21 protein-coding genes and 1 pseudogene are annotated in these 24,530 nt (G+C 36.9%); 17 read left to right on the forward strand and 5 right to left on the reverse strand.

The features are described from left to right. Both E0946_RS07245 and E0946_RS04495 read left to right on the forward strand, forming a co-directional pair. Positions 1-687: pseudogene (locus tag E0946_RS07245) on the forward strand (hypothetical protein); the annotation flags it as partial. Between the two features lie 84 nt (positions 688-771). Continuing rightward, the gene (locus tag E0946_RS04495) at positions 772-1,479 is read left to right on the forward strand and encodes a phosphatase PAP2 family protein (protein ID WP_165942084.1); all 708 of its coding nucleotides are present in this window, start codon (positions 772-774) and stop codon (positions 1,477-1,479) included. A 67-nt stretch (positions 1,480-1,546) separates the two neighbouring features. On the opposite strand, the gene E0946_RS04500 is transcribed toward E0946_RS04495, so the two are convergent. After that, the gene (locus tag E0946_RS04500; RefSeq protein WP_133201278.1) at positions 1,547-3,415 is read right to left on the reverse strand and encodes an ATP-binding protein; all 1,869 of its coding nucleotides are present in this window, start codon (positions 3,413-3,415) and stop codon (positions 1,547-1,549) included. A 397-nt stretch (positions 3,416-3,812) separates the two neighbouring features. Here E0946_RS04500 and E0946_RS04505 point away from each other — a divergent pair, with 397 nt between their 5' ends. The 15 genes from E0946_RS04505 (at position 3,813) to E0946_RS04575 (ending at position 21,569) form a co-directional block, all read left to right on the forward strand. Continuing rightward, a complete protein-coding gene (locus E0946_RS04505; RefSeq protein ID WP_133201279.1) occupies positions 3,813-4,289 on the forward strand; it encodes a ribosome maturation factor RimP in 477 nt (158 codons plus the stop codon). Continuing rightward, entirely contained in the window at positions 4,286-5,521 is a 1,236-nt protein-coding gene (gene nusA / locus E0946_RS04510) for a transcription termination factor NusA (protein ID WP_133201280.1), read from the forward strand. Before E0946_RS04505 ends, nusA begins: the two co-directional genes overlap by 4 nt. Beyond that, complete coding sequence (locus tag E0946_RS04515; protein ID WP_133201281.1) at positions 5,521-5,820, forward strand: YlxR family protein; 300 nt, start codon at positions 5,521-5,523, stop codon at positions 5,818-5,820. The genes nusA and E0946_RS04515 overlap by 1 nt, the downstream gene beginning before the upstream one ends. Then, positions 5,810-6,133 (forward strand): L7Ae/L30e/S12e/Gadd45 family ribosomal protein, encoded by a 324-nt coding sequence (locus tag E0946_RS04520; RefSeq protein WP_133201282.1) that lies wholly within the window; start codon positions 5,810-5,812, stop codon positions 6,131-6,133. Before E0946_RS04515 ends, E0946_RS04520 begins: the two co-directional genes overlap by 11 nt. Positions 6,134-6,148: 15 nt before the next feature. Continuing rightward, entirely contained in the window at positions 6,149-8,833 is a 2,685-nt protein-coding gene (gene infB / locus E0946_RS04525) for a translation initiation factor IF-2 (RefSeq protein WP_133201283.1), read from the forward strand. 3 nt (positions 8,834-8,836) lie between these two features. After that, the gene (gene rbfA, locus E0946_RS04530) at positions 8,837-9,337 is read left to right on the forward strand and encodes a 30S ribosome-binding factor RbfA (RefSeq protein ID WP_133201284.1); all 501 of its coding nucleotides are present in this window, start codon (positions 8,837-8,839) and stop codon (positions 9,335-9,337) included. 85 nt (positions 9,338-9,422) lie between these two features. Next, positions 9,423-10,436 carry a DHH family phosphoesterase gene (locus tag E0946_RS04535; RefSeq protein ID WP_133201285.1) on the forward strand — a complete coding sequence of 338 codons (1,014 nt, stop codon included), beginning with the start codon at positions 9,423-9,425 and terminating at the stop codon, positions 10,434-10,436. Further along, positions 10,429-11,295: a tRNA pseudouridine(55) synthase TruB gene (truB, locus tag E0946_RS04540; protein WP_133201286.1), complete on the forward strand. Its 867-nt coding sequence runs from the start codon at positions 10,429-10,431 to the stop codon at positions 11,293-11,295. Before E0946_RS04535 ends, truB begins: the two co-directional genes overlap by 8 nt. 1 nt (position 11,296) lies before the next feature. Continuing rightward, positions 11,297-12,205: a bifunctional riboflavin kinase/FAD synthetase gene (locus E0946_RS04545; RefSeq protein ID WP_133201287.1), complete on the forward strand. Its 909-nt coding sequence runs from the start codon at positions 11,297-11,299 to the stop codon at positions 12,203-12,205. Then, the gene (locus tag E0946_RS04550) at positions 12,193-14,103 is read left to right on the forward strand and encodes a T9SS type A sorting domain-containing protein (protein ID WP_133201288.1); all 1,911 of its coding nucleotides are present in this window, start codon (positions 12,193-12,195) and stop codon (positions 14,101-14,103) included. Before E0946_RS04545 ends, E0946_RS04550 begins: the two co-directional genes overlap by 13 nt. 6 nt (positions 14,104-14,109) lie before the next feature. Then, the gene (locus E0946_RS04555) at positions 14,110-15,060 is read left to right on the forward strand and encodes a 3'-5' exoribonuclease YhaM family protein (RefSeq protein WP_133201289.1); all 951 of its coding nucleotides are present in this window, start codon (positions 14,110-14,112) and stop codon (positions 15,058-15,060) included. A 3-nt stretch (positions 15,061-15,063) separates the two neighbouring features. Beyond that, positions 15,064-15,849, forward strand: a complete 786-nt coding sequence (locus tag E0946_RS04560) for an MBL fold metallo-hydrolase (protein ID WP_133201290.1) — start codon at positions 15,064-15,066, stop codon at positions 15,847-15,849. A 597-nt stretch (positions 15,850-16,446) separates the two neighbouring features. Then, complete coding sequence (gyrB, locus tag E0946_RS04565; protein WP_133201291.1) at positions 16,447-18,345, forward strand: DNA topoisomerase (ATP-hydrolyzing) subunit B; 1,899 nt, start codon at positions 16,447-16,449, stop codon at positions 18,343-18,345. Positions 18,346-18,358: 13 nt separating this feature from the next. Next, positions 18,359-20,953, forward strand: a complete 2,595-nt coding sequence (gene gyrA / locus E0946_RS04570) for a DNA gyrase subunit A (RefSeq protein ID WP_133201292.1) — start codon at positions 18,359-18,361, stop codon at positions 20,951-20,953. Then, on the forward strand, positions 20,907-21,569 hold the full coding sequence (locus E0946_RS04575; RefSeq protein WP_133201293.1) for a hypothetical protein: 663 nt from the start codon (positions 20,907-20,909) through the stop codon (positions 21,567-21,569). The genes gyrA and E0946_RS04575 overlap by 47 nt, the downstream gene beginning before the upstream one ends. A gap of 1,213 nt (positions 21,570-22,782) precedes the next feature. Here the strand turns inward: E0946_RS04575 and E0946_RS04580 are convergent. The 4 genes from E0946_RS04580 to E0946_RS04595 all read right to left on the reverse strand — a co-directional run bounded on the left by E0946_RS04580 (position 22,783) and on the right by E0946_RS04595 (position 24,458). Then, complete coding sequence (locus E0946_RS04580) at positions 22,783-23,223, reverse strand: thioredoxin family protein (RefSeq protein WP_165942085.1); 441 nt, start codon at positions 23,221-23,223, stop codon at positions 22,783-22,785. A 98-nt stretch (positions 23,224-23,321) separates the two neighbouring features. Then, positions 23,322-23,750, reverse strand: coding sequence for an OsmC family protein (locus E0946_RS04585; RefSeq protein WP_133201295.1), 429 nt, complete (start codon positions 23,748-23,750; stop codon positions 23,322-23,324). Next, positions 23,747-24,205, reverse strand: coding sequence for a MarR family winged helix-turn-helix transcriptional regulator (locus E0946_RS04590; protein ID WP_133201296.1), 459 nt, complete (start codon positions 24,203-24,205; stop codon positions 23,747-23,749). Before E0946_RS04590 ends, E0946_RS04585 begins: the two co-directional genes overlap by 4 nt. Next, positions 24,189-24,458: a glutaredoxin family protein gene (locus E0946_RS04595; protein WP_133201297.1), complete on the reverse strand. Its 270-nt coding sequence runs from the start codon at positions 24,456-24,458 to the stop codon at positions 24,189-24,191. The genes E0946_RS04590 and E0946_RS04595 overlap by 17 nt, the downstream gene beginning before the upstream one ends. Positions 24,459-24,530 lie beyond the last annotated feature (72 nt).

The raw sequence follows: 24,530 nt of genomic DNA on the forward strand, positions 1-24,530 counted from the left end.
TTCTTCTCTCGTGACCCCAGATTGCAAGAAGAATATATTGCTCTACACGAACAGTATATGCGAGATCGCATTGCTAAGTTATTGAAGAAAAAAGCAGAGCATAAAACCAGAGAAAGAAAACGCAGTCCCGCTCAGGGTGAAACCACCACTCCAGCAGAAGCAGCAGGGTCTGAAAAAGAAGAAACTGAGACAATCACAGAAAGTCCTGAAACTACAAAAGAATCACCAGAAACAGTAGATTCTGAGAAAGAAAAAACTGTCTCTGCATCAGAAAGTGCTGAAAATACAGAAGAAACAAAACCTTCCTCAGAGGAAGAAAATATACCTCCTGCTGAAGAATTAGAAAAAAAGGAAGAAACAGAGATACTAAGCAGCGTTGCTACAGAAGAAACAATATCCGAACCAGATCTTAATATAGTTTCAGAATCAAAAGAAGTTCCACCTTTTACTGAGGAAACCGTTTCCATTCCCGAACCTAATCCTGAAGGTATAGATGAAGAAGAATTGACCAGCTATGAAGAAGAGATAGAAATTGTTTCTGAAAGCGTTAACTTAGAGGAACAACCACAACCTGAGACTTCAGAAAATCCAGAACCTACTGTTGAAGAAGAAGCTGAAAGTGTTATTACTAAAGAAACTGAAACAGAAGAAAAAAAAGAACAGGATATAGAAACTAAATCTGAATAGGACTGTTTCTTAAACTATGTTCAGAAAGAACTTTAATTAAAGATTAAATTATGCTCATTAAAGACTATGAGAAATAAAATAAATATGGCGGTTCTTAGGGACCGCCATATAGTTTTGTGGCTGGATTTTCTTATTCCGGTTGCTATTCTGGTAATCGGAACTTGGCTAATTCGTAACTACTTTTGGGACCTCAAACTCTCAGGATTGTTTTATTTGGGTAATAATAATTGGTGGGGAATGCATAATGCCTTGTGCACTTTTATGTATCGCTATGGCACGATTCCAGCTCTTGCGCTCTCTATTGCAGCTCTCGGATTCTTTATAGTTAGTTTTTTCGCTTATAATTTCTATAAGTGGCGTCGCATCTGCCTCTTTCTAATGCTGGTAATGTTATTAGGACCGGGATTACTCGTAAATGGAGTTTTGAAAGAATATTGGGGTCGTCCCAGACCAAGAAATATAATTCCATTCGGAGGGAAATATGTCTATGAAAGACCTTTAGAAATAGACCTTTCCAGTCCAGGAAGTTCTTTTCCCAGTGGTCATTCTGCTATGGGGTTCTATTTCTTCACTCTATATTTCCTGGTGCGCGGGAAAAGAAAAAAATGGACCGCTCTCGCATTTATTATCGCTATCCTCTATGGATTTTTTATGGGTTTTGTACGCATCGCTCAAGGAGGTCATTTCCTCTCAGATATATTATGGTCCGGAGGGATAGTCTACCTTTCTTCCGCTCTCTGTTATTATCTATTAAGAATCAATTCAACCTTAGATTTAACCTCCTCTCAGTAATATTCATCTCCCTTTAAGGTATGGTTATATTATAATAAAAGGTTAAGGGAAGCTTTAATATCATAGCTCAATTTCTAAATCCAATTTTTTTATTCCTCTTATCCAGATTGCTACTGGATTCCATCCGAGCATAATAATATAAAATATCATAGGTTAACTCTTTTAAGTCTGGATTAGATATTAAGTGATGACAGGCATTAAGGACAACATTTCTTATTTCTCCTCCCGTGAGAGAGAATTCCTGAGCTAAAGAAGTTAAATCAATTTTAGCAGAACCTGGAATTTTTTCATTTAGATGTAAATTCCAGAGTTTTAAGCGACAATCATAATCAGGAACAGGGATCTCTAGTTTATAACGGAAACGACGAAATATCGCATAGTCAAGGTTTTCTCTCAAATTGGTAGTTACTATTAAAATTCCGGGGAAAGTTTCCAATTCTTCCAGAAATACACTTTGCAGAGCATTTTCTTCACTATCAACGGTAGTTGTTATATAAGTATTTCGGCAGTGCATCAGACTATCACCTTCGTTGAGTAAAAAAACAGGCGCTATTTTCTCATGTAGCTGTCGCATATTTTTAAACAATTTCCTGGCGGATTTTTCTGTATCACTATAGTAATGGCTTCTAACTGCTTCCGTATTAATTTTTAATAGAGGCTTGTTCAGTTCGTTGGCAATAATTCCAGCAATATAAGTTTTTCCCGTACCAGGTTCACCGTACAACAGAATATTACATCCATTTAGAGTTTCTTTTCCATCCGATAAGGATGCAGTAATTAACCCCCAGCTGGCTAAGGTATCTAAATCTGGATTTTTCAACTGATTTATTATAGAAACTACACTTTGAAAACTATCTGCAGGTAAAATGAGTTGATTTAGGGTCTGCTCAGGTGAAATGAGCGAAAAATAGGGTGAAGAACTAATATAAGTCCTGATATCTATATCCTCATAATGGTATTCAAATAACTCTTTTATAGCAGAATTGCTCAGAACAAGTCCGTTTGAGCTAAATAATCCCGGTTTTTTCAGTAATTCCGCTTGCTGCAGCGGGTTATTATGTAGCATTTTCTCTGTAAAGTGGTTAAATTGCTCTTTATTCTCTGAAAGCAAAGCAGATAATATTCTATAATCAATGATTTTCTCGGATTTGTTATATTTGTATATTAAGAGCAGACACTTTTGCCAGAAAGAATCTAATCCATAGGTATGAACAAAAATCTTATAGGGATTATCCGATTTAAGTTTATGGGAAACCCTCAAAGCTGTAGATAATAATTTATTTATGGTTCTACCATAATACATAGTACATTCACTATCAACCAGATTTAATTCATTATAACTATCAAATAAATGGTTTAGTGCATAACAGACTGTTTCAATAAAGGGTCGCTTTTCATAATCAATGAGAATAATATTTCTGGCTTCTTTGATGGGGGATTTTCCCAGCAGAATATGAAAAATTAGGCTATTTAAACTGTAATGTTTATAAAGTATTAAATTTATATCTTCAGCTGAGCCATATAAGGGATTATTACTAAAACTCAGGATTTCTCTATATATCAGGCTTTGAATGAATTCAATTTGCTCTCTAAAATCCCAATCTTTATCAGGGAAAATTCTGATTATTTCTTCAAAAGAAAATTCCAGTTGATATTCTTTAGAAATTTTATAGCAAAAGAATGAAATTACTGCTATATCATCACTATTTAGATTATATGACTTTAATTCTGGATGTTCATATATTATTTGAAACAAGTTATTAAAGACCAGCTGGCTATCAATAGCTGGTTGTTTTTCTTTAATATTCCTTACTTTTGAGGTTCTTTCTCTCCTGTAATCACGAATTTGATAATTCTCCTCTTCCCTTTTTTCTACTTTTTGAAGAGTTGTGTAATAAAGGCTAAGCTGAGTAATTAGATTATTTGTATTGCCCATTATTCCTCCACTTATTTTTTTCTACTATACCCTATTATAACAAGAAAAAAACGAAATAGCGGAAAAATTTTAACTTTTTTTGGATTTGATGCGCTAACTGCTTATTTATGATTTGATTATGACTCTAACTAAGCTCTCCCTTAGCGGACTTAAACCATAATTTATCTATTTCCAATTTATTACTAACTTTAGCCACTTAGTTTTAGGTAAGATGTCTTATAATTGTGGGAAGAAATTTCTACTTGACAGATTAAATCCAGATTAGAATTTGACTTTGCATACAGAAATGAATATAAATCATTTCGGTGAAGAGAGTTTATTGTTTAGAAAGATAGCTAAGAGAATTAGCTATTTTTTTTAGCATAATATGTATATAAGGTGAGGAGAAAGATAGAAGATGGTGTATTATCGGTCACAAGTAGAAAATATAGCGAAAAAGCTATGTGCTGAACAGCATCTTGCCCTTTATGATATAGAGGAAAAGATGTCTGCAAAGGGAAGAATTATAACCGTTTACCTGACCAAAATTGGTGGTGTGACCGTGGATGATTGTGCCTACTTCAGTCGTGCTCTAAGTGATGAACTGGATGAACTGGATATCATACCAGAGCGCTATTTCCTGGAAGTGTCCTCACCAGGGTTGGAAAGGGTTCTTAAATTGAAGAGCCACTATGCAAGTGCTATTAATGAAAAAGTGGCTGTACAATGGACAGAAGGCGATGAAAAGCACTCTGCTATGGGAACCTTGATTGAAGTTAATGCAGACACTATTACACTGGATGACCGTGGAAAGATAGTGGAAATAAACTTCAAGGATATTAATCGTGCAAAAACCGTCTTTCTTGATAAAGAAAGGAGTGAAAAGAAAAGATGAGTACAAATATACTGGACGCAGTGGTCAAACTTGCAGCTATCAAGCAGTTAGATAAGGAGACTATCCAGGCAATAATATTGGAATCTATATATAATATATTGAATAAAAAACTGGAACCTGAAAATCAACTGGAACTTATAGTAGATGAAGATACTAATGCCATCAAGGCAAATTTCCTCTGTAAAGTGGTGGAAGTAGAGAAAAATCTGGGTGAAATTTCTCTGGATGAAGCCCGGAAAATTTATGGAAAAGATGTGGAAATAGGACAATATGTGCCCAAAACTATGGCAATGTATGAATTTGAACCCAAGTTGATTAAAACTGCGCAAAAAGCTATTCAGGATAAGATACACCAGCTGGAAGAAGAAAAAGTCCGCAATGATTTTGATAAGCAAAAAAATACCATTGTCAGTGGTAAAATTAAATCTATTGATGATAATGGAAACTATAGAATTGATATTGGTTATTCTGATGCTATCTTGCCCGTAGATGAACAAATAGAAAATGAGTATTACCGCGTGGGTGATAACATAAAAGCCTATGTGGTAAATATACAGGTGCATAAAAATAATAATGCCATCATTCTTTCTCGCACTAATCCTGAATTTGTGAAAAAGCTGTTTGAAACTGAAATACCCGAGATTTATGATGGAACTATCAAAATTTTGAAAATCGTTCGTGAACCTGGTGTTAGAACTAAAGTAGAGATAGAATCAACCGACCCCAAACTTGATCCTGTAGCTGCTTGTATCGGAATCAAAGGAACTCGTATTGATAGTATTCGGAGAGAACTTCACGGTGAACAGATTGATTTGGTAGTTCATGATGAAGACCCTGAAAAGATGATAGTTAGAGCTCTCGGTTTAGAAAATGTTAAAAGGGTTATATTAGAACGCAATAGAGCTGCCAGCGTTATTGTAGATGATGAGGATAAGGTTATGGCTATCGGAAAAGGTGGTAAGAATGTTAAACTTGCTGCTAAATTGACCGGAATGAAGATTGATATTTACACTATGGATGAATTTGAAGAAAAAATGGCAAAAGAACGCAGGACTATCAGTCACATAACCGAACTGGATGGAGTAACTCCCAAGATAGCGGAAATACTAAGACATGCAGGATATACCTCAGTGCAAGACATCTATGCTGCATCTATTGAAGAGCTCTGTAATCTTGAAGGTGTGGGTGAGAAAACTGCCCAAAGGCTGAAAGAGGCAGCCAAAGATTTCTAATGCCCAATAAACATAGTAAAGCTCAGCATATGCCGCAGAGAACCTGTGCTATTTGCAAGTCCAAAAAAGACCTGGATGAGCTCTATGCCTTCATTATTATGCCTGAGGGTATCATTATAGACCCCAAGAGAAGATTACAACGACGCAGACATTATATATGTAAGAATATAAATTGTCTTTCCAATTTAGAGGATTGGGAAAAGCGTTATTTTAAAAAACATTTTGGAATCAAAAAAGATTGGTCAGAACTGGACCTGCAGAGCAAGAATTCAGTTCAAGGAGTAAACAATGGACAATGAAGAAAAAAAATCTCACATAATTAATTTAATGCAGTTTGCTCGTAAAGCAGGTAAGATGGTTTCTGGCACGGATGCTTGTCTTCGGGATTTACGGAAAAATAATCTTAAATTGATTATTATTGCCGAAGACACATCACCTAAGACAGTTAAAAGGATAACTGATGCAAGGAATGTTCTGGAAAACTTCGTTCCCATTATTCGCTGGGGAACACAAAAAGAACTAAGTATGGCTTTAGGACTACCTGTTTCCGGAATATTCGGAATTAAAGACGGTCAATTTGCCGCCAAATTGTTGGAATACTATTCCAATTAAAATTAGAGGGAAAAAGTGCAAATAAGAGTACACGAATTAGCTAAGGAACTTAAAATAAGCAATATGGCTTTAAGGAAACACCTTAATGATATGGGGGTTAATGTTAAAAGTCATATGAGCCTTATTGATGAAGAAATAGCCGATAAAATTCGGAAAAAATATTATGAGCAAGTGGACGCTGAAAAAAGAGCTGAAAAAGATAGAAAACGCTTGCAGGAAATGAGACAAGCAGCAAAGGCTAATAAAACTGAAAAAGCACCTCAGGAAAAACCAAGGGAAACTCCAGAGACTAAAGCTGCTAAACCCAGCACTAAAGAATATACTAAAGCAGCAAAAACTCAACCTGCTCACGAAGAAGAGGTTAAAAAAACTGAAGCTCTTGAAGCAGTAGCTCCTCCTGATACAACTGAACCCGCTCCGGTCCCTGAACCTAAACAGGCTGAAACAGTAGAACCAGCACCTTCAAAGCCAAGACCTGAGGAAATGCTGCCGAAAGGAAAACCACCCACTCGTATTATTGTTCCCCATCAGCAAGCTACACCGGTTATTAGCAAAGGGAAGAAAACTACTCCTAAACCTAAACCCAAGCCTGAATCCGTATCAAGAGAGCGAACCACCACTTTTAAAAAATCTCCAAGAGAAGAAAGAAAAAAGGAAGAACCGCGGAAAAAACCTCCTGTTGCGATTACTCCTTTACCTATTGAACCAGTTGAAACAGAAAAAGAACCCGAGATTAAAAAGTTTGGTAAAGTTAGGGTTAATCATGAAGAATTAGGTGAAAAAAGTAAACATAAACGAGCTATCGTTAGCTCAGTTAAGAAAAGCAAGCAAAAGGAAGAGTTCCCCATTGATGTGGATGAAGCGGAAATTTCACGCAATATAAAGAAAATACTGCAAAAAACCAGGAAAAAGAAATATCATAAGGAAGCACAAGCAACCAGTGAAAACACCGAAAATAAGGTTATTATCAGGGAATTTACTTCTGTTAGTGAGCTCGCAAAGATTCTTAATGTTCCTCCGGCAGATATAATCTCCAAATTCTTTGCTATGGGTCAGCTGGTCACAATGAACCAGAGATTGGACCGGGATTCACTTGAAATGATTTGTGATGAATTCAATGTGGACTTCCAGTTTGAAGATGAATATGGAGTTGATATCTTGGATAAAGAAAAGGAACTATATGCTGATGCAGAATATGAACCTCGTCCTCCAATTGTGACCATTATGGGTCATGTAGACCATGGTAAAACTTCTATTCTGGATTATATACGCAATACCAATGTAGTAGCAGGTGAAGCAGGTGGTATCACTCAACATATTGGAGCTTATCAAATTGAGATTAATAAAAATAAAATTACCTTCATTGATACTCCTGGACATGAAGCATTCACGGCAATGCGAGCACGTGGGGCAAATGTAACTGATATAGCTGTCATTGTTGTTGCTGCTAATGAAGGAATGAAACCTCAAACTAAAGAAGCCATTGACCATGCTAAAGCGGCAGGAGTTCCTATCATTGTCGCTATCAATAAAGTAGATTTGCCTGATGCTAATGTGAATAGAGTCATTGCACAGCTTCTGGATTATGGCGTTATGCTGGAACAATATGGTGGAGATGTACCCTGGTGCACTACTTCCGTTGTAACCGGTGAAGGTATCCTGAATCTCATAGAGTTGATTCTTATAATGGCAGAAATGATGGAACTCAAAGCCAGAAGAAAAGTGCCTGGTTCTGGTGTGGTTTTGGAAGCTGAAAAAGACCCACGTATGGGTTCTATCGCTACTATTCTGGTGCAAGAAGGAACAATTAAGAAGGGTGATATTATTGTTTGTGGTCCCACTCATGGAAGAATTCGTAGAATAGAAAATGAGAGAGGACAGGAAATTAAGCAACTTTATCCTTCTGATGTGGGACGCATCTTTGGCTTGAATGATGTACCTAAAGCAGGAGACTTGGTTAATCAGGTTGATTCCGAAAAAACCGCTCGTGCTATTAGTACAGAAAGAAATCAAATCCGATTGGAACGAGAAAAATACCAAAATCAAGCCTCACTACAGAACATCTTTGAACGTATAAGGGATGAACAATTAAAGGAACTAAATCTTATCATTAAAGCAGATACTGACGGTTCCGTGGAGGCACTGGCAGATTCTTTTGCCAAGATTTCTCATCCGCAAGTGATTCTTAATATTATTCATAAAAGTGTCGGTGGTATCAATGAAGCCGATGTAAGTTTAGCTGCTGCTTCTGATGCTGTGATCATCGGTTTTAGAGTTAGAGCCAATCAACAAGCTAAAAAGATGGCAGAAGAAGAAAAAGTTGATATCCGGCTTTATCAGGTGATTTATGATGCTATTGAAGATGTAGAAGCCTCTTTAGAAGGAATGTTACAGCCCGAGTATAAAGAACATATTATTGGGACGGCATCCGTGCGTCAGGTGTTCAAAATTAAAAAAGTTGGCACTGTAGCAGGTTGCCAGATTGAAAGCGGTTATGTCAGGAAAGGTTGTAAGGTTAGAGTCTATCGTAATGATGTGATGATTGCAGAAGATGACCTTGCCACCTTAAAACACTATGCCGAAGATGTGGAAGAAGTTAGAGCTGGCAGTGAATGCGGCATTACCTTAGAGAATTTCTCCGACATCAAAGAAGGCGATATCCTTGAATTCTATGTCCTGGAAGAAAGTGCTAAGAAATAAACTATGAAATCTTATAAAATCCCCCGGCTTCAAGAAGAGTTGCGTAAAATCTTGAATATAACTTTAACCACCAAGATTAACGACCCTTCGTTAGCCTGGGTAACCATTACTGATGTGGTGCTTTCCCGGGATTTAAAGTATGCAAAACTATACTTTTCCCATTATAATAACCCCGCTTCCCATGAAAATATCAGGGAGCGTTTAATAAAAACCTCTGGTTATTTCAAAAAACAAATTGCAGGAGCACATATAATGAGAACAATACCCGAACTATCTTTCTATTACGATGACACAGAAGACCGGGCAGCTCGTGTTGAAACCTTACTCGCAAGCCTCAAAGATAAGTATAATGATGAGGAGGACTACGAAAACTTTGACGAAGATTTTGACTGGGATGAGGAATATGAGGACGAAGATGACGACCTCTTTGACCTTGATGAAGACGATGACGATATTTTTGATGACATAATTGATATCGATGAAGATGAAGGGGAAAACAAATAGGCGTAATCTATAGATTAACTTTGATTCACCTTATCTTCTAACTAAATTAGTACCAAATTAGGCTAAAGGAGGGTTATTATATCCAATGAAAAACCTTAATAATATTCAAGAACTAAAAGATATCCTTAATGGCTTTCTGAATGCTTCCAAGTCGGTCGCTATTATGACACATACCGAACCAGATGGCGATGGATTCTGTGCAAGTTTGGCTTTACAACGACTATTGAGTTATCAAGGAATTGATAGTGAGATTATCATTGATGCTGATAGTCAACTGGAACGCTTCAAATTCTTAATGGAAGGAGCAAAACTGAGTATATTTGAAAGCGGAAATTACTACGAAACTCTCATAGTTCTGGATTGTAATAGCTACACCCTTTTGGGAAACAGAGATGAATTGCTCAGGACCGCTCGTAAAAGATTAGTTATTGACCATCATATTCCTACTGATAAGGAATTAGACAGCGATTACACTTTTGTGGATATCACCGAAGTTTGTACAGGCTCTATCATTTATAAAATGTTTAAATCTGAAATTAATAATCTGCCTCCTGCAGAACAAAGATTTATAGCTAATAACTTGTATATCACCCTTATAAATGATACCAATAACTTTACTAATTCCAATACGGATGCAAAATCGTTATCTCTTGCAGCTGAATTAGTTGACCTCGGTATAGTCCCTTCCGATTTATATAAAGCTTTTTTCCTTAATAATACCACCAGCCAAATGAAATATCTGGGAGAAGTGCTTTCGGGAATGGAACTCTATAATGAGGGTCAGATTTTGTTTTTATATTCTTCACTGGATATGCAAAAGCGCAATCATTTATCTACTAATGCTATTAGTGTGCCTCGTTTTGTCCAGGGTATTAAAGGTGTGGAAGTAATTGCTTTTCTTCGTCAGGATGATAAAGAAGCCTACAATCTCAGTCTCCGTTCAGATACTGTTGATGTTAATGCCATAGCGGTTTCTTATGGGGGTGGTGGTCATAGAAGTGCTTCCGGTGCTATGCTTTATGGGGAACTGGAGGAGCTAAAATCTGACCTGATATCAAAGCTGAAACAGGCTCTAACAGAATTCCCAAATAATGTCTGAAAATCAAGGTTTCCTTCTGATTGATAAAGCTTCCGGCAGTTCTTCTTTTGCCTTAGTGAAACAATTGAGAGCTCTAACCGGAATCTCCAAAATAGGACATACCGGTACTTTAGACCCTTTTGCTTCTGGATTATTAATTTTCGCTCTGGGTTCCTACACACGCCTTTGCCAGTTTCTGGAATTGCAGGACAAAGAATATGAGGCAGTTCTTAAGCTGGGAGAACAAACAGAAACCGGTGACCTTGAAGGAAAAGTGATAGCAGTAAGTGAAAATATACCTAACCAATTAGATAAGGAAGCACTTAGAGAACAAATATTACAAATCAAATCTCTTGCCACTCCAGCTTATTCAGCTGTAAAAATTAAAGGAAAACCAGCATATTCCTATGCCCGTAAGGGAATTAAAGTGGAACTGGAAGACCGCCCTGTTCATATCTCCAAATTTGAAGTGACAGATTATTCTCCTCCTTATTTAAGTTTTTGTTGCAAAGTCTCTAAAGGAACCTATATCCGGAGTCTGGGAGAACTTATAGCTCAACTCTTAGAAACAGTAGGACATTGTGTTAACTTGCGAAGAACCGCTATAGGTCATCTCAGCGTAAATCAAGCCTCTAAAATTGAAGATATTACAAAAGAAAATTTCACTTCTCATTTCTTTCCCATAGAAGAGCTGTTTCCAGACTTTGAAAAACTCTACTTATCCGAAAAAGAGCTAATTCACCTTAGTAATGGCAATCTCATACCCAATACTGGAAAGGACTACGAGAAAATACTGGTATTTGATTCTCAAGGCAGCTTGCAAGGCGTGGCAAAGAGAAAAGATGGCATAATTATTCCTTATATAAATCTGAAGAGTTGATATGAAAACTGTTTTAAGTATGGGCAATTTTGATGGTCTGCATATTGGACATAAAAAACTTCTTTCCAGAGTTAGGGAGCTGGCAGAAGAGCGTAATCTTAAATCTGTGGTTATCACTTATGACAATCATCCTGCTCAGACGCTGAATAATAATTCCTATCCCTATATCCTGCTCCCACCAGAGCATAAAAGAACTAAAATTTTAGATTTGGGTATAGACGAGGTTCAATTGCTGCATTTTGATGAAAAACTGGCAAAAACTTCAGCAGAAGATTTTTTGCGAGAGTATCTGATGGCTAAATACAATCCTGCTATCATTGTGCTGGGTTATGACTCTCATTTCGGTTATCAAAGAAGAGGAAATTACCAGTTTCTCCTGGAGCAGAGTAAAAACTATGGATTTGAAGTGGAATATGTAGAGCCCGTCCTATATAATAATCGCATTGTTAGCAGCTCATTAATCAGAGAAATGCTCATATCAGGTAATCTTTATGTGGCAAATCGCTTACTTGGTTATCCTTACACCCTTTATGGAACCGTGGGAAGGGGAAGAGGAATTGGCAGGGAACTGGGATTTCCAACTGTAAATCTTCAATTGGAAGACACCTGTCAGCTTGTTCCTTATAATGGAGTTTATTTTAGTATTGCACAAACCGGAGATTTAGTTTTTTATGGATTGACAAATATAGGCATCAGTCCAACTTTGAAACATAAGGATAAAGCTGAGATAGAAACCTATCTGTTAGATATAAAAAGATATTTTAATGACTATACTTTTGCCGTATCATTGCTACATTATCTACGAGAGGAAAGGATGTTTCCTGATAAAGATGCCCTGATAAGAGCTATTGAAAAAGATGTCGCACTCGCTAAGAAATTGGTGGATAATAAAATATTATGCGATTTCTAATAACTTTTGCTGTCCTCTTATTTGTATGCTTTTCCTTTGCTCTGGACTTTGTCCCAGGTTCTGGTTCTCAAGTGATTCCAGAGGACAGTAAAGAATATAATTTTGCCTATCATCAAGGAACGGATGATTATCACTTTTATGGCTCAGATAAGTGGGCGGTATTTTTTGATTTTGCATCTGTATATCCCGCTGCTGAAATCTCACAATTTCTTGTCTCTAAAGCCTTAATCTACCTTCCTCAAATAGGTGATTCCATTAAGGTGGAGCTTTTTACCAATGGATATAATAGTCCCGGCACACTTTTAACCTGGAATAAGGTACCGGTCTCTTCCAACTGGTTAGAAATAACTTTCCCTCAAACTGTTCAAGAAAGCTCTTTGTGGATGGTAGCAACATATTCTACCAGTTTTATTGGAACTTTTGTTTCCGCTTCCTATGGTTCTGGAACGCATAGTTATTATTCTAATACCAATGTGCCACAATCTCCTTATTATCAAAGTTTTGCAAATGCAGGATTTAGTGCCGAACTACTGTTCGGACTCACAGGAGAATTTGTGCTGGATTCACAAATAATTGACCTGGAACTAACCTATTTTAACCTGGAAGGAATAGTTGAACCAGGACAAACGGTAGCTCCAACCTTTGCTATCTATAATCATTCCAGTATTCCCATTTCCGATGCGGCTATCCATTTAAATGTTTATTCGCCAGACCCAGACTTTGCCTTCTTTGATGAAATTCCTATAACGGAAACTATTGCTCCTCATTCTCTTTATGAATTTAATGACCAGAATCCAGATTTTCTTGAGCATCAATTCACACTTCCTGAAAGACCTTTACAGTTAAAATTGAGAGCTGCCTTGGTTAGCAGTCATAACGATAATGACCCTCAGGCAAATAATATTAAGTTAATACATCGTTTTAGCTTTGCCGATTCTTATCCTATTTTCCTGATAGAGAATTTCTTACGCTGGCAAAATGCTTCCCAGATATCCTGGTCGCAAGACCAATATAATCTTCCGCAATTTCATATTTTAAACTATTTTCCTATCCTGGGTGATTCTCTTTCCAATCTGGCAGCGCAAAATAGATTTAATTGGTATCATTTCAATTCATTACCTCGTACTGTTATCAATGGAAACCTTAAAATTAATGGTTTCTCCTCTAATTATGGTAATCAGTTTACCCAATTATGCACTCAAGCTCAGAATAGTAAGACTTTCATATCTTCTGCTGATTGTCGCATCATTAGTGAGGAAAATAGTGACCAACTTTCCGCATCTTTAACCCTGAATAATGCACATACTCAACTATATTCTTCTGCGGTGGAGTATGATATCGTCAATCTGTCGCGGCTATTTGTAGGTTTGTTCAAAAAAGAAACTTTCAATAACAGTGAACGCTGGGTGATTGATCGCTGGATAGTGCAAAATCAAGCTTTAAATGGAAGCCTAAATGCCGCTCAAAGTCTCACTTTAGATTTTTCTATTCCTTTAAATAATATTCCTTTAAATGAATTAGAAGAATCCTACCGTCTTTACTATTGGTTGCAGATGTCAGATACCGGAAAAATTCTTTATTCTTCCTTTGCGGAGTTCAGCAATTTCGTTCCAGTCAACGATATTAACTATAGTATCCCCCGATTAAATATCACTTCCAATCCTTTACGCCGGGGTGAACAGATGAAGATAACTCTCAATAATGGAAAGCAATTAGGACGAGTGCAGGTCTATAATCTGAAAGGTCAAAAGATTAAAGATTTTTACACCACTCAACCTGAAATTGTTTTCACATCTGATGAATTTCCAACCAATGGTATCTATTTTCTCCGATTTCCCGAGCTTCCTGCAGCTAAAGCGGGTAATCCTACCACTCATAAAATTATTATCTTAAAGTGAATAACTATGTTTGAACACATTAATATATCCGACCTGAAAGAACATCTGGGAGAAGAAGTAGTCAGTTTTTATCTGGTGACTTCCAAAGAAATTCGTCAGGGAAAGAATGACCGCTATCTATATCTTCGCTTGCAAGACCATAGTGGAAGTATTAATGCCTATGTCTGGAAAGATTTCCAGAAAGCAGCGGAAGAGTTCTCCGAAGGAGATGTGATAAAAATCAAAGCTATGGTCAATAATTACAAAGACCAGGTGCAGCTGAATGTAAGTCAATTACGCTATGCAGATAAATCGGAATATAATATTGAACATTTTATTAGTTCCAGCAGTAAACCTCCAGAATTTCTGGCTGAACAGTTCTTTTCTTTCGTTGATAAAGTAGAAAACCTCTGGATTAATAAGCTCCTACACCTGATTTTTGATGACAAACAATTCTTCAATCTCTTTCTTAATGCACCGGCAGCTAAAAGTTGGCATCACAATTATCGCCATGGACTTATAGAACACACCGTCAATGTAGCTACTCTGTGTGATTCCGTTTGCACTCTTTATCCTGTGCATAGAGACCTGATTATCGCTGGTGCCTTGCTTCATGATGTGGGTAAAGTATTTGAATATAGTCCTGCTCCCAATATTGATTTTACCGATTTAGGTAGATTGGTCGGGCATCTCAGTCTGGGAGACCAGTTTGTATGTGAAAAAGCTAAGGAAATTATAGGTTTCCCCGAGGAAATTCTCTTGAATCTGCGTCATATGATACTTGCCCATCATGGCGAATACGAAAAAGCTTCTGTTCGTCTACCTCAAACCCTTGAAGCCCTTGTTCTGCACCTTTGCGATAATCTTGATGCTCAAAGTGTCGGAGTGGCACAACTTTTAGCGGCTGCTCCAGATGATGCAGTCTGGACTGAATACGATAAATTAAATAATCGTTATTATCACCTGACTAAAATCTGATTGATGTTCCAGCTCGCTGTTTTGGTTAGTAGTTCACAGGGAAATGCCAGCTTCATCCGAACAGATGAAACTGCCATATTACTGGATGCTGGAACCCCTGCTAAAACTATATTTAACGCTCTACAAGACCTTGGGATTGATAGATATGAAATAAAAGGAGTGATACTGAGCCATGAACACTCCGACCATATCAAAGGAGCTGGTGCAGTCCTCCGTTATCTTAAGGTGCCTCTTTATATAAATGAAGAAACTTATCACCAATGTCAGTATCGTTTAGGAAATATTCCAGCTGGCATAAATTTCTTCCAGACGGGAATTCCTTTCCGCATTAATGACCTCGTTATCCATCCTTTTTCTTCTTCTCATGACGCTGTAGAAAGTTGCAATTTTACCTTCCATCGTCTACACAATCAGGAACGAAAACTGGGAATAGCTACCGATTTGGGATTTCCTACTACTCTGGTAGTCAATAAATTAAAGGATTGTACTACCATCGTTCTGGAAAGTAATCATGATGAAAAAATGCTGATGGAAGGACCTTATCCCTGGAGCCTAAAACAACGAATTAAAAGCCCGCAAGGACATCTTTCTAATCAGCAAGCGGTGGGTCTATTGAGCCAAATTATGCACTATGGGTTAGAAAACCTTATCCTGGCTCATTTAAGCGAAACAAACAATAATCCTCAACTCGTATGGGATACGATGAATGACTTTCTACAATCCATACGCAGTAATGTTAACCTCCTGATTGCTGAACCTTATAGGCATACTCCACTGATAAATATTTAAGAAGCATAACTTTTATCCCTTAATTCTTTAATATATCCTCGGTAAACACATTAAACTATAATTTAGCCTCCCTCTCTTTGCATAAGTCACAGTGCTTAAATAGTGAATTACTAATGGATAAATAAGTGATAATGTATTATAGTATATGCAGTTATCCATTACAAACCATTTCCTAAAACATTTAAGTGAAGTCATAATCACCTATTTATCTCTTTCTATACTTTAAGAAACTCAGGTTAAAAGGACAGAAAAATTAATAATTATTTGTAGGATAATGAAATATAGAGTTTTAAATAAGGGTTCTGAATTAAATGAAATAAAGAGCGAATAGAAGAGGATAATGCAATAGTGCTAACTTACTGTTAATCATATAGATAAATTAAATTTTTGTGTTTTTCGGAAATTTATTCTAAGGATGCAGATAATATATTGAAAAATAATAAGATATAATTCAAAAATAATTCACGATTATTCTTGACAAAAAACCCATATTTTATATTCTGACATATAGATATGAATATTATTTTTCTAAGTATGGAGCACCATCCTCTGGAAAAGAAAGATAAGATTAGTTAATATCCAAGGAGACAATGAATTATGACAGATAATAATTATACCTCTAAAAATATTAAAGTTATGAAGGGGTTGGAAGGTGTTCGTGCTCGTCCTGCTATGTATATAGGCAGCACTGGAATACAGGGTCTGCACCATCTGGTTTATGAAGTAGTGGATAATTCCATAGATGAGGCATTAGCTGGATTCTGTGATTATATAAAAGTTACTATAACCACTGAAGGCGAAGTTGAAGTAGAAGATAATGGTCGTGGTATACCAGTGGAAATGCATCAAGAGATGAAACTTCCCGCTTTACAGGTAGTGATGACGATGCTGCATGCTGGGGGTAAATTTGACCAGGAATCCTATAAAGTTTCTGGTGGACTACATGGTGTAGGCGTTTCCGTGGTAGTTGCTCTTTCGGAATATCTGGAAGTTAAGGTGCATAAAGATGGTAAGATATATTATCAGCGTTATGAAAGAGGGAAAGCGGTTACAGATGTTATAGAAATAGGTGAAACTGACCGCTCCGGCACTATTATAAAATTCAAACCGGATAGCACTATCTTTGAGACCACGGAGTTTAGTTTTGACTATCTAACTGCTCGTCTAAGGGAATTAGCGTTTTTGAATAAAGGAGTGCGCATTATCCTTAGAGATGACAGAACTGGAAGAGAACACGATTTTAAATATGACGGTGGAATCGTTAGTTTTGTTGAATATCTCAATCAGAATAAAAAACCTCTCAGTCCTAAGCCACTTTATATAGAAGCAAAGCGAGATGACCTTGAATTTGAGTTGGCTCTGCAATACAATGAAGGTTATCAGGAGAATATCTTCAGCTTTGCCAATAATATCAACACCTTAGAGGGAGGCACACATCTCAGTGGCTTCAAAAGTGGTCTTACCAGAGCAGTAAATACCTACATTAAGAATGCTGACCTGCTAAAGAATGAGAAGGTAAGTCCTTCTGGTGATGATATTAGAGAAGGATTAACTGCGGTTATAAGCGTTAAATTAAAGAATCCGCAATTTGAAGGTCAGACCAAGACTAAGTTACAAAATTCGGATTTGGAAGGAATTGTCAACTCTGTGGTATATGAGAAATTATTGACCTATTTTGAAGAACATCCAGCTGAAGCTAAAGCGATTACGATGAAAAGTATTATGGCTGCACGTGCTCGTGAAGCAGCTCGTAAAGCAAGAGAATTGACTCGTAGGAAATCTGTTCTGGAAAGCAGCTCTCTTCCTGGAAAATTAGCAGATTGCACTATCACTGACCCCAGCAAAACGGAATTGTTTTTAGTAGAAGGAGATTCCGCTGGTGGAAGTGCAAAACAGGGAAGAGACCGTTCCTTTCAAGCTATCTTACCACTTTGGGGGAAGATGTTAAACACGGAAAAAGCGAGAGTGGATAAGGTCCTGAATAATGATAAGATACAGCCCATTATTTTAGCTATTGGAGCAGGAGTAGGACAGGATTTTGATGTCAGTAAAATCCGCTACGGAAAGATTATTATTATGGCTGATGCTGATGTTGATGGCGCTCATATCAGCACATTATTACTCACTTTCTTCTATCGTTATATGCGTCCATTAATAGAACATGGTCATGTCTATATAGCTAAACCACCACTATTTATGGTTCGGAAAAATAAACAGGTAAAATATGTTTTTACTGAAGAAGAAAGAGATGAAGCTATCAAGGAATTTGGTGAAAAAGGAGTGTTTGTCCAGCGATATAAAGGGCTGGGAGAAATGAATCCTGAACAATTATGGGAGACCACTTTAAATCCTGAGAATAGACTTTTAGTTGCAGTAAAAATGGATGATGCAATTGAAGCAGATAGAATCTTTACTATTCTGATGGGAGATGAAGTTGAACCACGCCGAGATTTTATACAGACTAATGCCAGATATGTTCAGAATCTGGATATTTAATTGGGAGTTATAGATGGAAGATAAATCAAGAATTATTGAAGTACAAATAGAAGACCAGATGCGCCAAGCTTATCTGGATTATTCAATGAGTGTTATAGTGTCCAGGGCATTACCAGATATTCGGGATGGATTAAAGCCTTCCCAACGACGTATCATATATGCTATGAGTGAATTAAATCTGGTTCCTGGCGGACATTTTCGTAAATGTGCTAAAATAGCAGGTGATACCTCAGGAAACTATCATCCTCACGGTGAACAGGTGGTCTATCCTACTTTAGTGCGTCTTGCTCAACCCTGGAATATGCGATATCCATTGATAGAAGGACAGGGCAATTTCGGTTCTATAGATGGAGACCCACCTGCAGCAATGCGATACACAGAAGCAAGATTGCAAAAAGTTACAATGGAACTATTGGCTGAATTGGATAAAGATACTGTCAATTTCCGTAGTAACTATGATGAAACACGGAAAGAACCAGAGGTATTTCCTGCTCGGATACCTAATCTGCTAATTAATGGCTCTTCAGGTATTGCAGTAGGTATGGCAACTAATATGCCACCACATAATTTAACAGAAATATGTAATGCCGTGATTGCACTTATTGATAATCCAGATTTAGAGATATTGGAACTGCATAAATATATTAAAGGTCCAGATTTCCCTATGGGAGGATATATCCTTGGCACAAAAGGAATAATGGATTATTTCTTAACTGGTAGAGGGCAATTGCTCATAAGAGGTGAAGCTGAAATTGAAACTAATAAAAATGAACAGGAACAGATTATTATTCGTTCTATCCCTTACCAGATAACTAAGACTGCCCTTATTGATAAGATTGTAGAACTGGTAAAAGATAAAAGAATTGAAGGAATAAGCGATATTCGTGATGAATCTGGCAGAGATGGAATGCGTTTAGTTATTATGGTTAAGCGCAATGCGGATGCTCAAACCGTCCTTAATCAGTTATACAAATACACTCAATTACAGACCACTTTTGGTGTGATTAATCTCTGCCTGGTTAATGGCGTCCCTCAAGTGGTCAATATGAAGGATATGCTCAATAACTTCATAGAATTTCGTCATGAAGTGATTTTGCGTCGCACCAATTTTGAACTAAGAAATGCGGAAGAAAGATTGCATATCCTGGAAGGTTTAAGAATTGCACTGGACCATCTGGATGAAGTTATTGCCACTATCCGTGCATCACAAACTCCACCTGAGGCTAGTGAACAATTACAAGAGAAATTTGGCTTATCTGAAATTCAAGCCAAAGCTATTCTGGATATGAGATTGCAAAGATTAACAGGTCTGGAAAGAGAAAAGATTGAAACTGAATATGAAGAGCTACTGAAAGTAATAGACCATCTGAAAGATTTATTGGAACATAAAGAAAAGAGAATGCAACTCATAAAAGAAGAAACTGCTGAAATAAGAGATAAATATGGAGACCCACGTCGTACTCAAATTCTGGAAAGCTACAACGGTATCTTAAATCCAGAAGATATGATAGCTGATGAACTGGTGGTCGTAACCATTACTCACGAAGGCTATGTAAAGCGTATGCCCATAGATACATATAGAGTCCAGGGCAGAGGGGGAAGAGGTTTAACCGCTGCTAATCTGAGAGAAGAGGACTTTATTCAGTATATCTTTGTGGCTTCTACCCATTCTTATATCCTGCTCTTCACGGATTTAGGTAAATGTTACTGGCTAAAAGTGTATGAGATTCCTGAAGCTGGAAGAACAGCCCGGGGGAAAGCTATCGTTAATTTGGTTAATCTGCAGGATAAAGAAAAAGTGAAGGCTTTTGTCACTCTCAAGGATTTCAATCCGGAAGAAAATATCGTGATGTGCACCAAGAATGGTATGGTCAAGAAAACTCCTGTGGCAGCTTTCAGTCATCCTCGCAGTTCTGGAATTCTGGCTATAAAATTGTTACCAGGAGATGAATTAATAGATGCCAGAATAACCGAAGGCAATGATGACCTCATTTTAGCCACACATAATGGATATTGCAATCGCTTTAGTGAGAGAGAGATAAGACCTACTGCTCGTTTCACTCAGGGTGTTAGAGGCATAAGATTGCGTGAAGAAGATTATGTTGTTTCTATGGCTGTAATATCTCAGGATTTATTGATGGAAAATGGAAATGCGCTAACTAAGACTATTTTAGCGATTAGTGAAAATGGATATGGAAAACGCACTCGGATATCTGCCTATTCTATAACAAGAAGAGGAAGCAAGGGGGTTATTACTCTTAAGACAAATGAGAGAAATGGACATCTCGCAGCTCTAATGCTGGTAGACGAAAACGATGATTTGGTAATAATCACCCAGGAAGGAATGATAATCCGTCAGAAAGTGAGTGATATCTCTATCTTTGAAAGAAACACTCAAGGTGTGCATTTGATTAATCTTCGGGAAAATGATAAGGTGGTAGATATCACCATAATTCCTAAGGAACCTGATGAAGAAGAACTGGATAGAGAAGTGGAAAAGGCAAAAAATGCCCCTTCTATGCAAGCATCTAATACAATGGAAGATGTTACGGAAGAACAAGATGAAGAAGAAGAATTCAAGGATGAAGAATTTCCTGAAGAAGAATGATTTAATATGCCCCCTTCAAAAACGCAAGGGGGCTTTTTATTTTAGGGTAATAAGTTGCTGGTTTATTTTCGTCATCTCTATGCTACTTCTATCTGGATGTGCAGTAAAACCATATGTTCCGGTCCCAGGGGATTTCTATACCCAAGAAGCAGATTGGGCAATTATCAATACCGATAGCCTGAATATTTTTGTCCATCCTCAATCTTATTACGGCGTTGCCCAGAATACTGCCACCAGCTATTTTACTCTCTATGTGCGAGTGAAAAATAAATCTAAAAAGAATATCTCTTTAAATCGTTCCAGTTTTAGCATTTTGGCAGGAAATCAACAGTTTGATTATATCCCTCTGGAAATCATCTTAGGCAGCTTGCAGAATTATAGTCTGTTGCGTTATTACCAGGACCCTTTTGCTTCACCTATTCCAGCTAATTATGATAAATACTTACAAGATATTCAGCAACAATACCTTGAACTGGTTAATTCCTACTTCAGTTTTGGTGAACTACTTCCCGGTGGGAGTAAGGAAGGTTATCTTTTCTATGATAAAAAGATAGAACAATATAATAGTTTTGAATTAGATGTTTGGGGAACAAAGATAAAATTCGTTAGAAAATAGCAAATAAATCCTAAAATATCTCCCACCCGAGCTTACATTATCTTCTACCCAAATATCTAATAAACCGAGGGGTCATTCTCCTGCTTCTTTAATAAATTCGCATAAAATTTAATAAATTCGTAGCCTGTTTTGGACATATATTGCACTTATCTACTTCATTCATATAAACTTATAACATTTATGCCTCACCCTTATACCCCCCTTATCTGTCCCTTATCATTTTAGCTAAGAAAGAGCTAAGGGAGAGCTAAGATAGACTTACTAATTACTTATATTTTAGTTAGTTAAACCTAAAGGGGGTAGTATATATACACAATTTGGGTTAAATATAACATACTAAATGTTTTAGTTCATTATAATATACCTAAAGCTTTGGGTTATATAAATCAATCATATACTTAAAGTTTTTAGTATATATTATACTTAATATTTAGTTATATATTATACCTAAAGGTTTAGGTTATATTTAATATCTAAAGTTGTAGTTTATATTTAAGAAAGTTGTAGTTTATATTTAAGTAGTAGTAGATAATAAAGATAATATGCCTAAATTAGTATAACAATTTTAGTTATGATAACATCAAAATACTATAAGATTAGCTGGGGGGTATAAGGGTATAGCATAATTTCTCTAACTACTTATATAATAATCTTATAACTATATATTATGTCCAAAACAGACTACGAATTTATTATTTTTTTTACGAATTTATTATGGTGGAACGAAAATGGTGGAAGGAGGTCCTCCTCATAAAAGATGGTGGAAGGAGGTCCCCCTCCTTTCAAGCTCCGCAGGAGTTTTCTTTAAAAATAAATAAAAGCCTTACGGCTTTGTGAGATGAGGACATCTCACACCCCATAGCGAGGTCATAAACGTCCTCGTTTATGAAGCTCCGCAGGAGCTTTCTTAATTGAAGGGAAAATTATACTTGTTCTTTATATGGTAATGATGAGAGCTTATATGTTTTTTTATAAAAGCCTTACGGCTTTGTGAGATGAGGACATCTCACCCCCCCCTCCTAATAAGCCTGACGGCTTGGCGAGACGGGGACGTCTCACCACCATTACTAGACGAGGACATTTCACCACCATAATCACTCACCACCATTCTCACCATCTCACCACCATCTCCATAAGCTTCACAGAAATGATTAAATTTCCCCCCTTTTCCTCTTTCAGGAAGTTAATATTATCTAACTAATGAATAATCTATTTATTTCTTAGCCAGTAAGTCCTTCAAATGAGCCACATAACTTTCAGCGCCGCCTTCTTTATAGCCAGTGCGTGCTATTTCTTTTCCTTCCGCATTAACTATAACAACAGTGGGATAGCCTTCAATCCCATATTTTTCTTGCAAAGCTTGGTTAGCTTTAACTTGTTCTGGAGGCAGTTCTTTACGCATAGGGAAATCAATCATTAAAAGAATCAAGTTTTCTTTTGCAAAGTTAATAAAGGCATCTTGAGAGAAGACTTCGTCACGCAAACGAAAACACCAGGGACACCAATCTGAACCAGTAAAATTAATGAGCACAGGTTTACCAGATTCTTTAGATAAACGGAGAGCAAGATTATAATCGGTAAGCCAGGTTCCAGGTTCGTATTTGTCCATTGCTGTTTGAGCAGTTTTTAGAGAATCGGGAGCTTCTGCTTTCATTACCTCCTCCTGGTTTAATTGATCGGGATTGTTCTTAGTGCTGCAGCTTAAGAAAGAAATAGAGCATACGGCTATTATAACGGGGATGATAATGTATTTCATAGCTTAACCTCTATCCTATTGATAAAAACACGGCTAATGATTTCTGTTGCTTTTGAGAGCATAGCATAGACCGGGCAATAGTCAAATGATAGATTAACTGCTTGTGCTATTTTATCTTGAGGTAAATTATCACCGCCAAAATGGAAATTTAATCTAATTTGTTTGTAGACAGCTGGATGTTCAGACACGGGGTCCGCTTCAGCTTCAATAGAGAGATTATAATTTTCTATTTTCATTTTTTTCAGGAGATAGACTATTTCCATTCCGGCACAGCCACTAAGAGCGGCAAGAAGCAAGGGTTTGGGACGAGGTCCCAAATCCTTTCCTCCGCCCTGAGCGTCAGTATCCATAATTATTTTATGGCCATTGACATTCGCCTCAAAAGCCATATCTCCCAACCAATGTGTGGAAGTGCTATGGGTCATTCCATCTCCATTTTAGTATTCTTCAATACTTCTTCATACTTATCAATATAAACTTTTAAAGCACTGAAAATATCTTCCACCTCTTTTTCAGGAAGCATACTCATTATTTTTTTCTGGTGGTCAAGAACAGTCTGACGACTATTTTCGGCTAATTTTTTACCCTTATCAGTTATAATAGCATACCAGCAACGACGGTCCTCATCGGAAGGTTTACGGATAACTAAATTCTTATTTACCAAGTTGTCCATAATCCTGGTTATACGGCTATGTGAGACATTAAGTTCCTTAGCCAGCTCATTCATATTAACCGGTTTTTGCACATTATAAAGATAATTTAGCAGCTGGCACTCCATTTTCCCTGCTTGCAGACAAGCTTTTTGCGCATAATCAATCTCGCTTAAAACGATTTGTAAACGAGTGATTAGATTGTGAAAATCCTCAGGCGTTACTTTCATGATTGTTCTCCTTATTTTTTATATTGAGTAGCCGGTCAATTTTTTCCCGGTCAAAACCGACTACAACTTTATTATTTATCCAGAGTTGTGGTACTCCAGTGTGTCCAGATTTTCTTTCCATATCTTGCAAAGCTTTACTATTTGAACTAACATCAATATATTTAAACTTAAAACCATTACTGGTAAGATAATCTTTTGTTTTTTTACACCAGGGACAAGTTGGAGTGCCAAAAACAATTATATTATTTTTCATCTTTTATGAACCTCTTAAAGCAATAATAATGCAGTCCAGAAAAAAAGCAAGAAAATTTTCAAGGGCATATAC

Source organism: Candidatus Syntrophosphaera thermopropionivorans, assembly GCF_004353895.1.
Taxonomy (GTDB): domain Bacteria; phylum Cloacimonadota; class Cloacimonadia; order Cloacimonadales; family Cloacimonadaceae; genus Syntrophosphaera; species Syntrophosphaera thermopropionivorans.

Excerpts from the sequence above, each read along its gene's own strand:
- E0946_RS04495 (WP_165942084.1), top strand. The coding sequence starts at position 772 with ATGGCGGTTCTTAGGGACCGCCATATAGTTTTGTGGCTGGATTTTCTT.
- E0946_RS04500 (WP_133201278.1), bottom strand. The coding sequence starts at position 3,415 with ATGGGCAATACAAATAATCTAATTACTCAGCTTAGCCTTTATTACACA.
- E0946_RS04505 (WP_133201279.1), top strand. The coding sequence starts at position 3,813 with ATGGTGTATTATCGGTCACAAGTAGAAAATATAGCGAAAAAGCTATGT.
- nusA (WP_133201280.1), top strand. The coding sequence starts at position 4,286 with ATGAGTACAAATATACTGGACGCAGTGGTCAAACTTGCAGCTATCAAG.
- E0946_RS04515 (WP_133201281.1), top strand. The coding sequence starts at position 5,521 with ATGCCCAATAAACATAGTAAAGCTCAGCATATGCCGCAGAGAACCTGT.
- E0946_RS04520 (WP_133201282.1), top strand. The coding sequence starts at position 5,810 with ATGGACAATGAAGAAAAAAAATCTCACATAATTAATTTAATGCAGTTT.
- rbfA (WP_133201284.1), top strand. The coding sequence starts at position 8,837 with ATGAAATCTTATAAAATCCCCCGGCTTCAAGAAGAGTTGCGTAAAATC.
- E0946_RS04535 (WP_133201285.1), top strand. The coding sequence starts at position 9,423 with ATGAAAAACCTTAATAATATTCAAGAACTAAAAGATATCCTTAATGGC.
- truB (WP_133201286.1), top strand. The coding sequence starts at position 10,429 with ATGTCTGAAAATCAAGGTTTCCTTCTGATTGATAAAGCTTCCGGCAGT.
- E0946_RS04545 (WP_133201287.1), top strand. The coding sequence starts at position 11,297 with ATGAAAACTGTTTTAAGTATGGGCAATTTTGATGGTCTGCATATTGGA.
- E0946_RS04550 (WP_133201288.1), top strand. The coding sequence starts at position 12,193 with ATGCGATTTCTAATAACTTTTGCTGTCCTCTTATTTGTATGCTTTTCC.
- E0946_RS04555 (WP_133201289.1), top strand. The coding sequence starts at position 14,110 with ATGTTTGAACACATTAATATATCCGACCTGAAAGAACATCTGGGAGAA.
- E0946_RS04560 (WP_133201290.1), top strand. The coding sequence starts at position 15,064 with ATGTTCCAGCTCGCTGTTTTGGTTAGTAGTTCACAGGGAAATGCCAGC.
- gyrB (WP_133201291.1), top strand. The coding sequence starts at position 16,447 with ATGACAGATAATAATTATACCTCTAAAAATATTAAAGTTATGAAGGGG.
- gyrA (WP_133201292.1), top strand. The coding sequence starts at position 18,359 with ATGGAAGATAAATCAAGAATTATTGAAGTACAAATAGAAGACCAGATG.
- E0946_RS04575 (WP_133201293.1), top strand. The coding sequence starts at position 20,907 with ATGAAGAAGAAGAATTCAAGGATGAAGAATTTCCTGAAGAAGAATGAT.
- E0946_RS04580 (WP_165942085.1), bottom strand. The coding sequence starts at position 23,223 with ATGAAAGCAGAAGCTCCCGATTCTCTAAAAACTGCTCAAACAGCAATG.
- E0946_RS04585 (WP_133201295.1), bottom strand. The coding sequence starts at position 23,750 with ATGACCCATAGCACTTCCACACATTGGTTGGGAGATATGGCTTTTGAG.
- E0946_RS04590 (WP_133201296.1), bottom strand. The coding sequence starts at position 24,205 with ATGAAAGTAACGCCTGAGGATTTTCACAATCTAATCACTCGTTTACAA.
- E0946_RS04595 (WP_133201297.1), bottom strand. The coding sequence starts at position 24,458 with ATGAAAAATAATATAATTGTTTTTGGCACTCCAACTTGTCCCTGGTGT.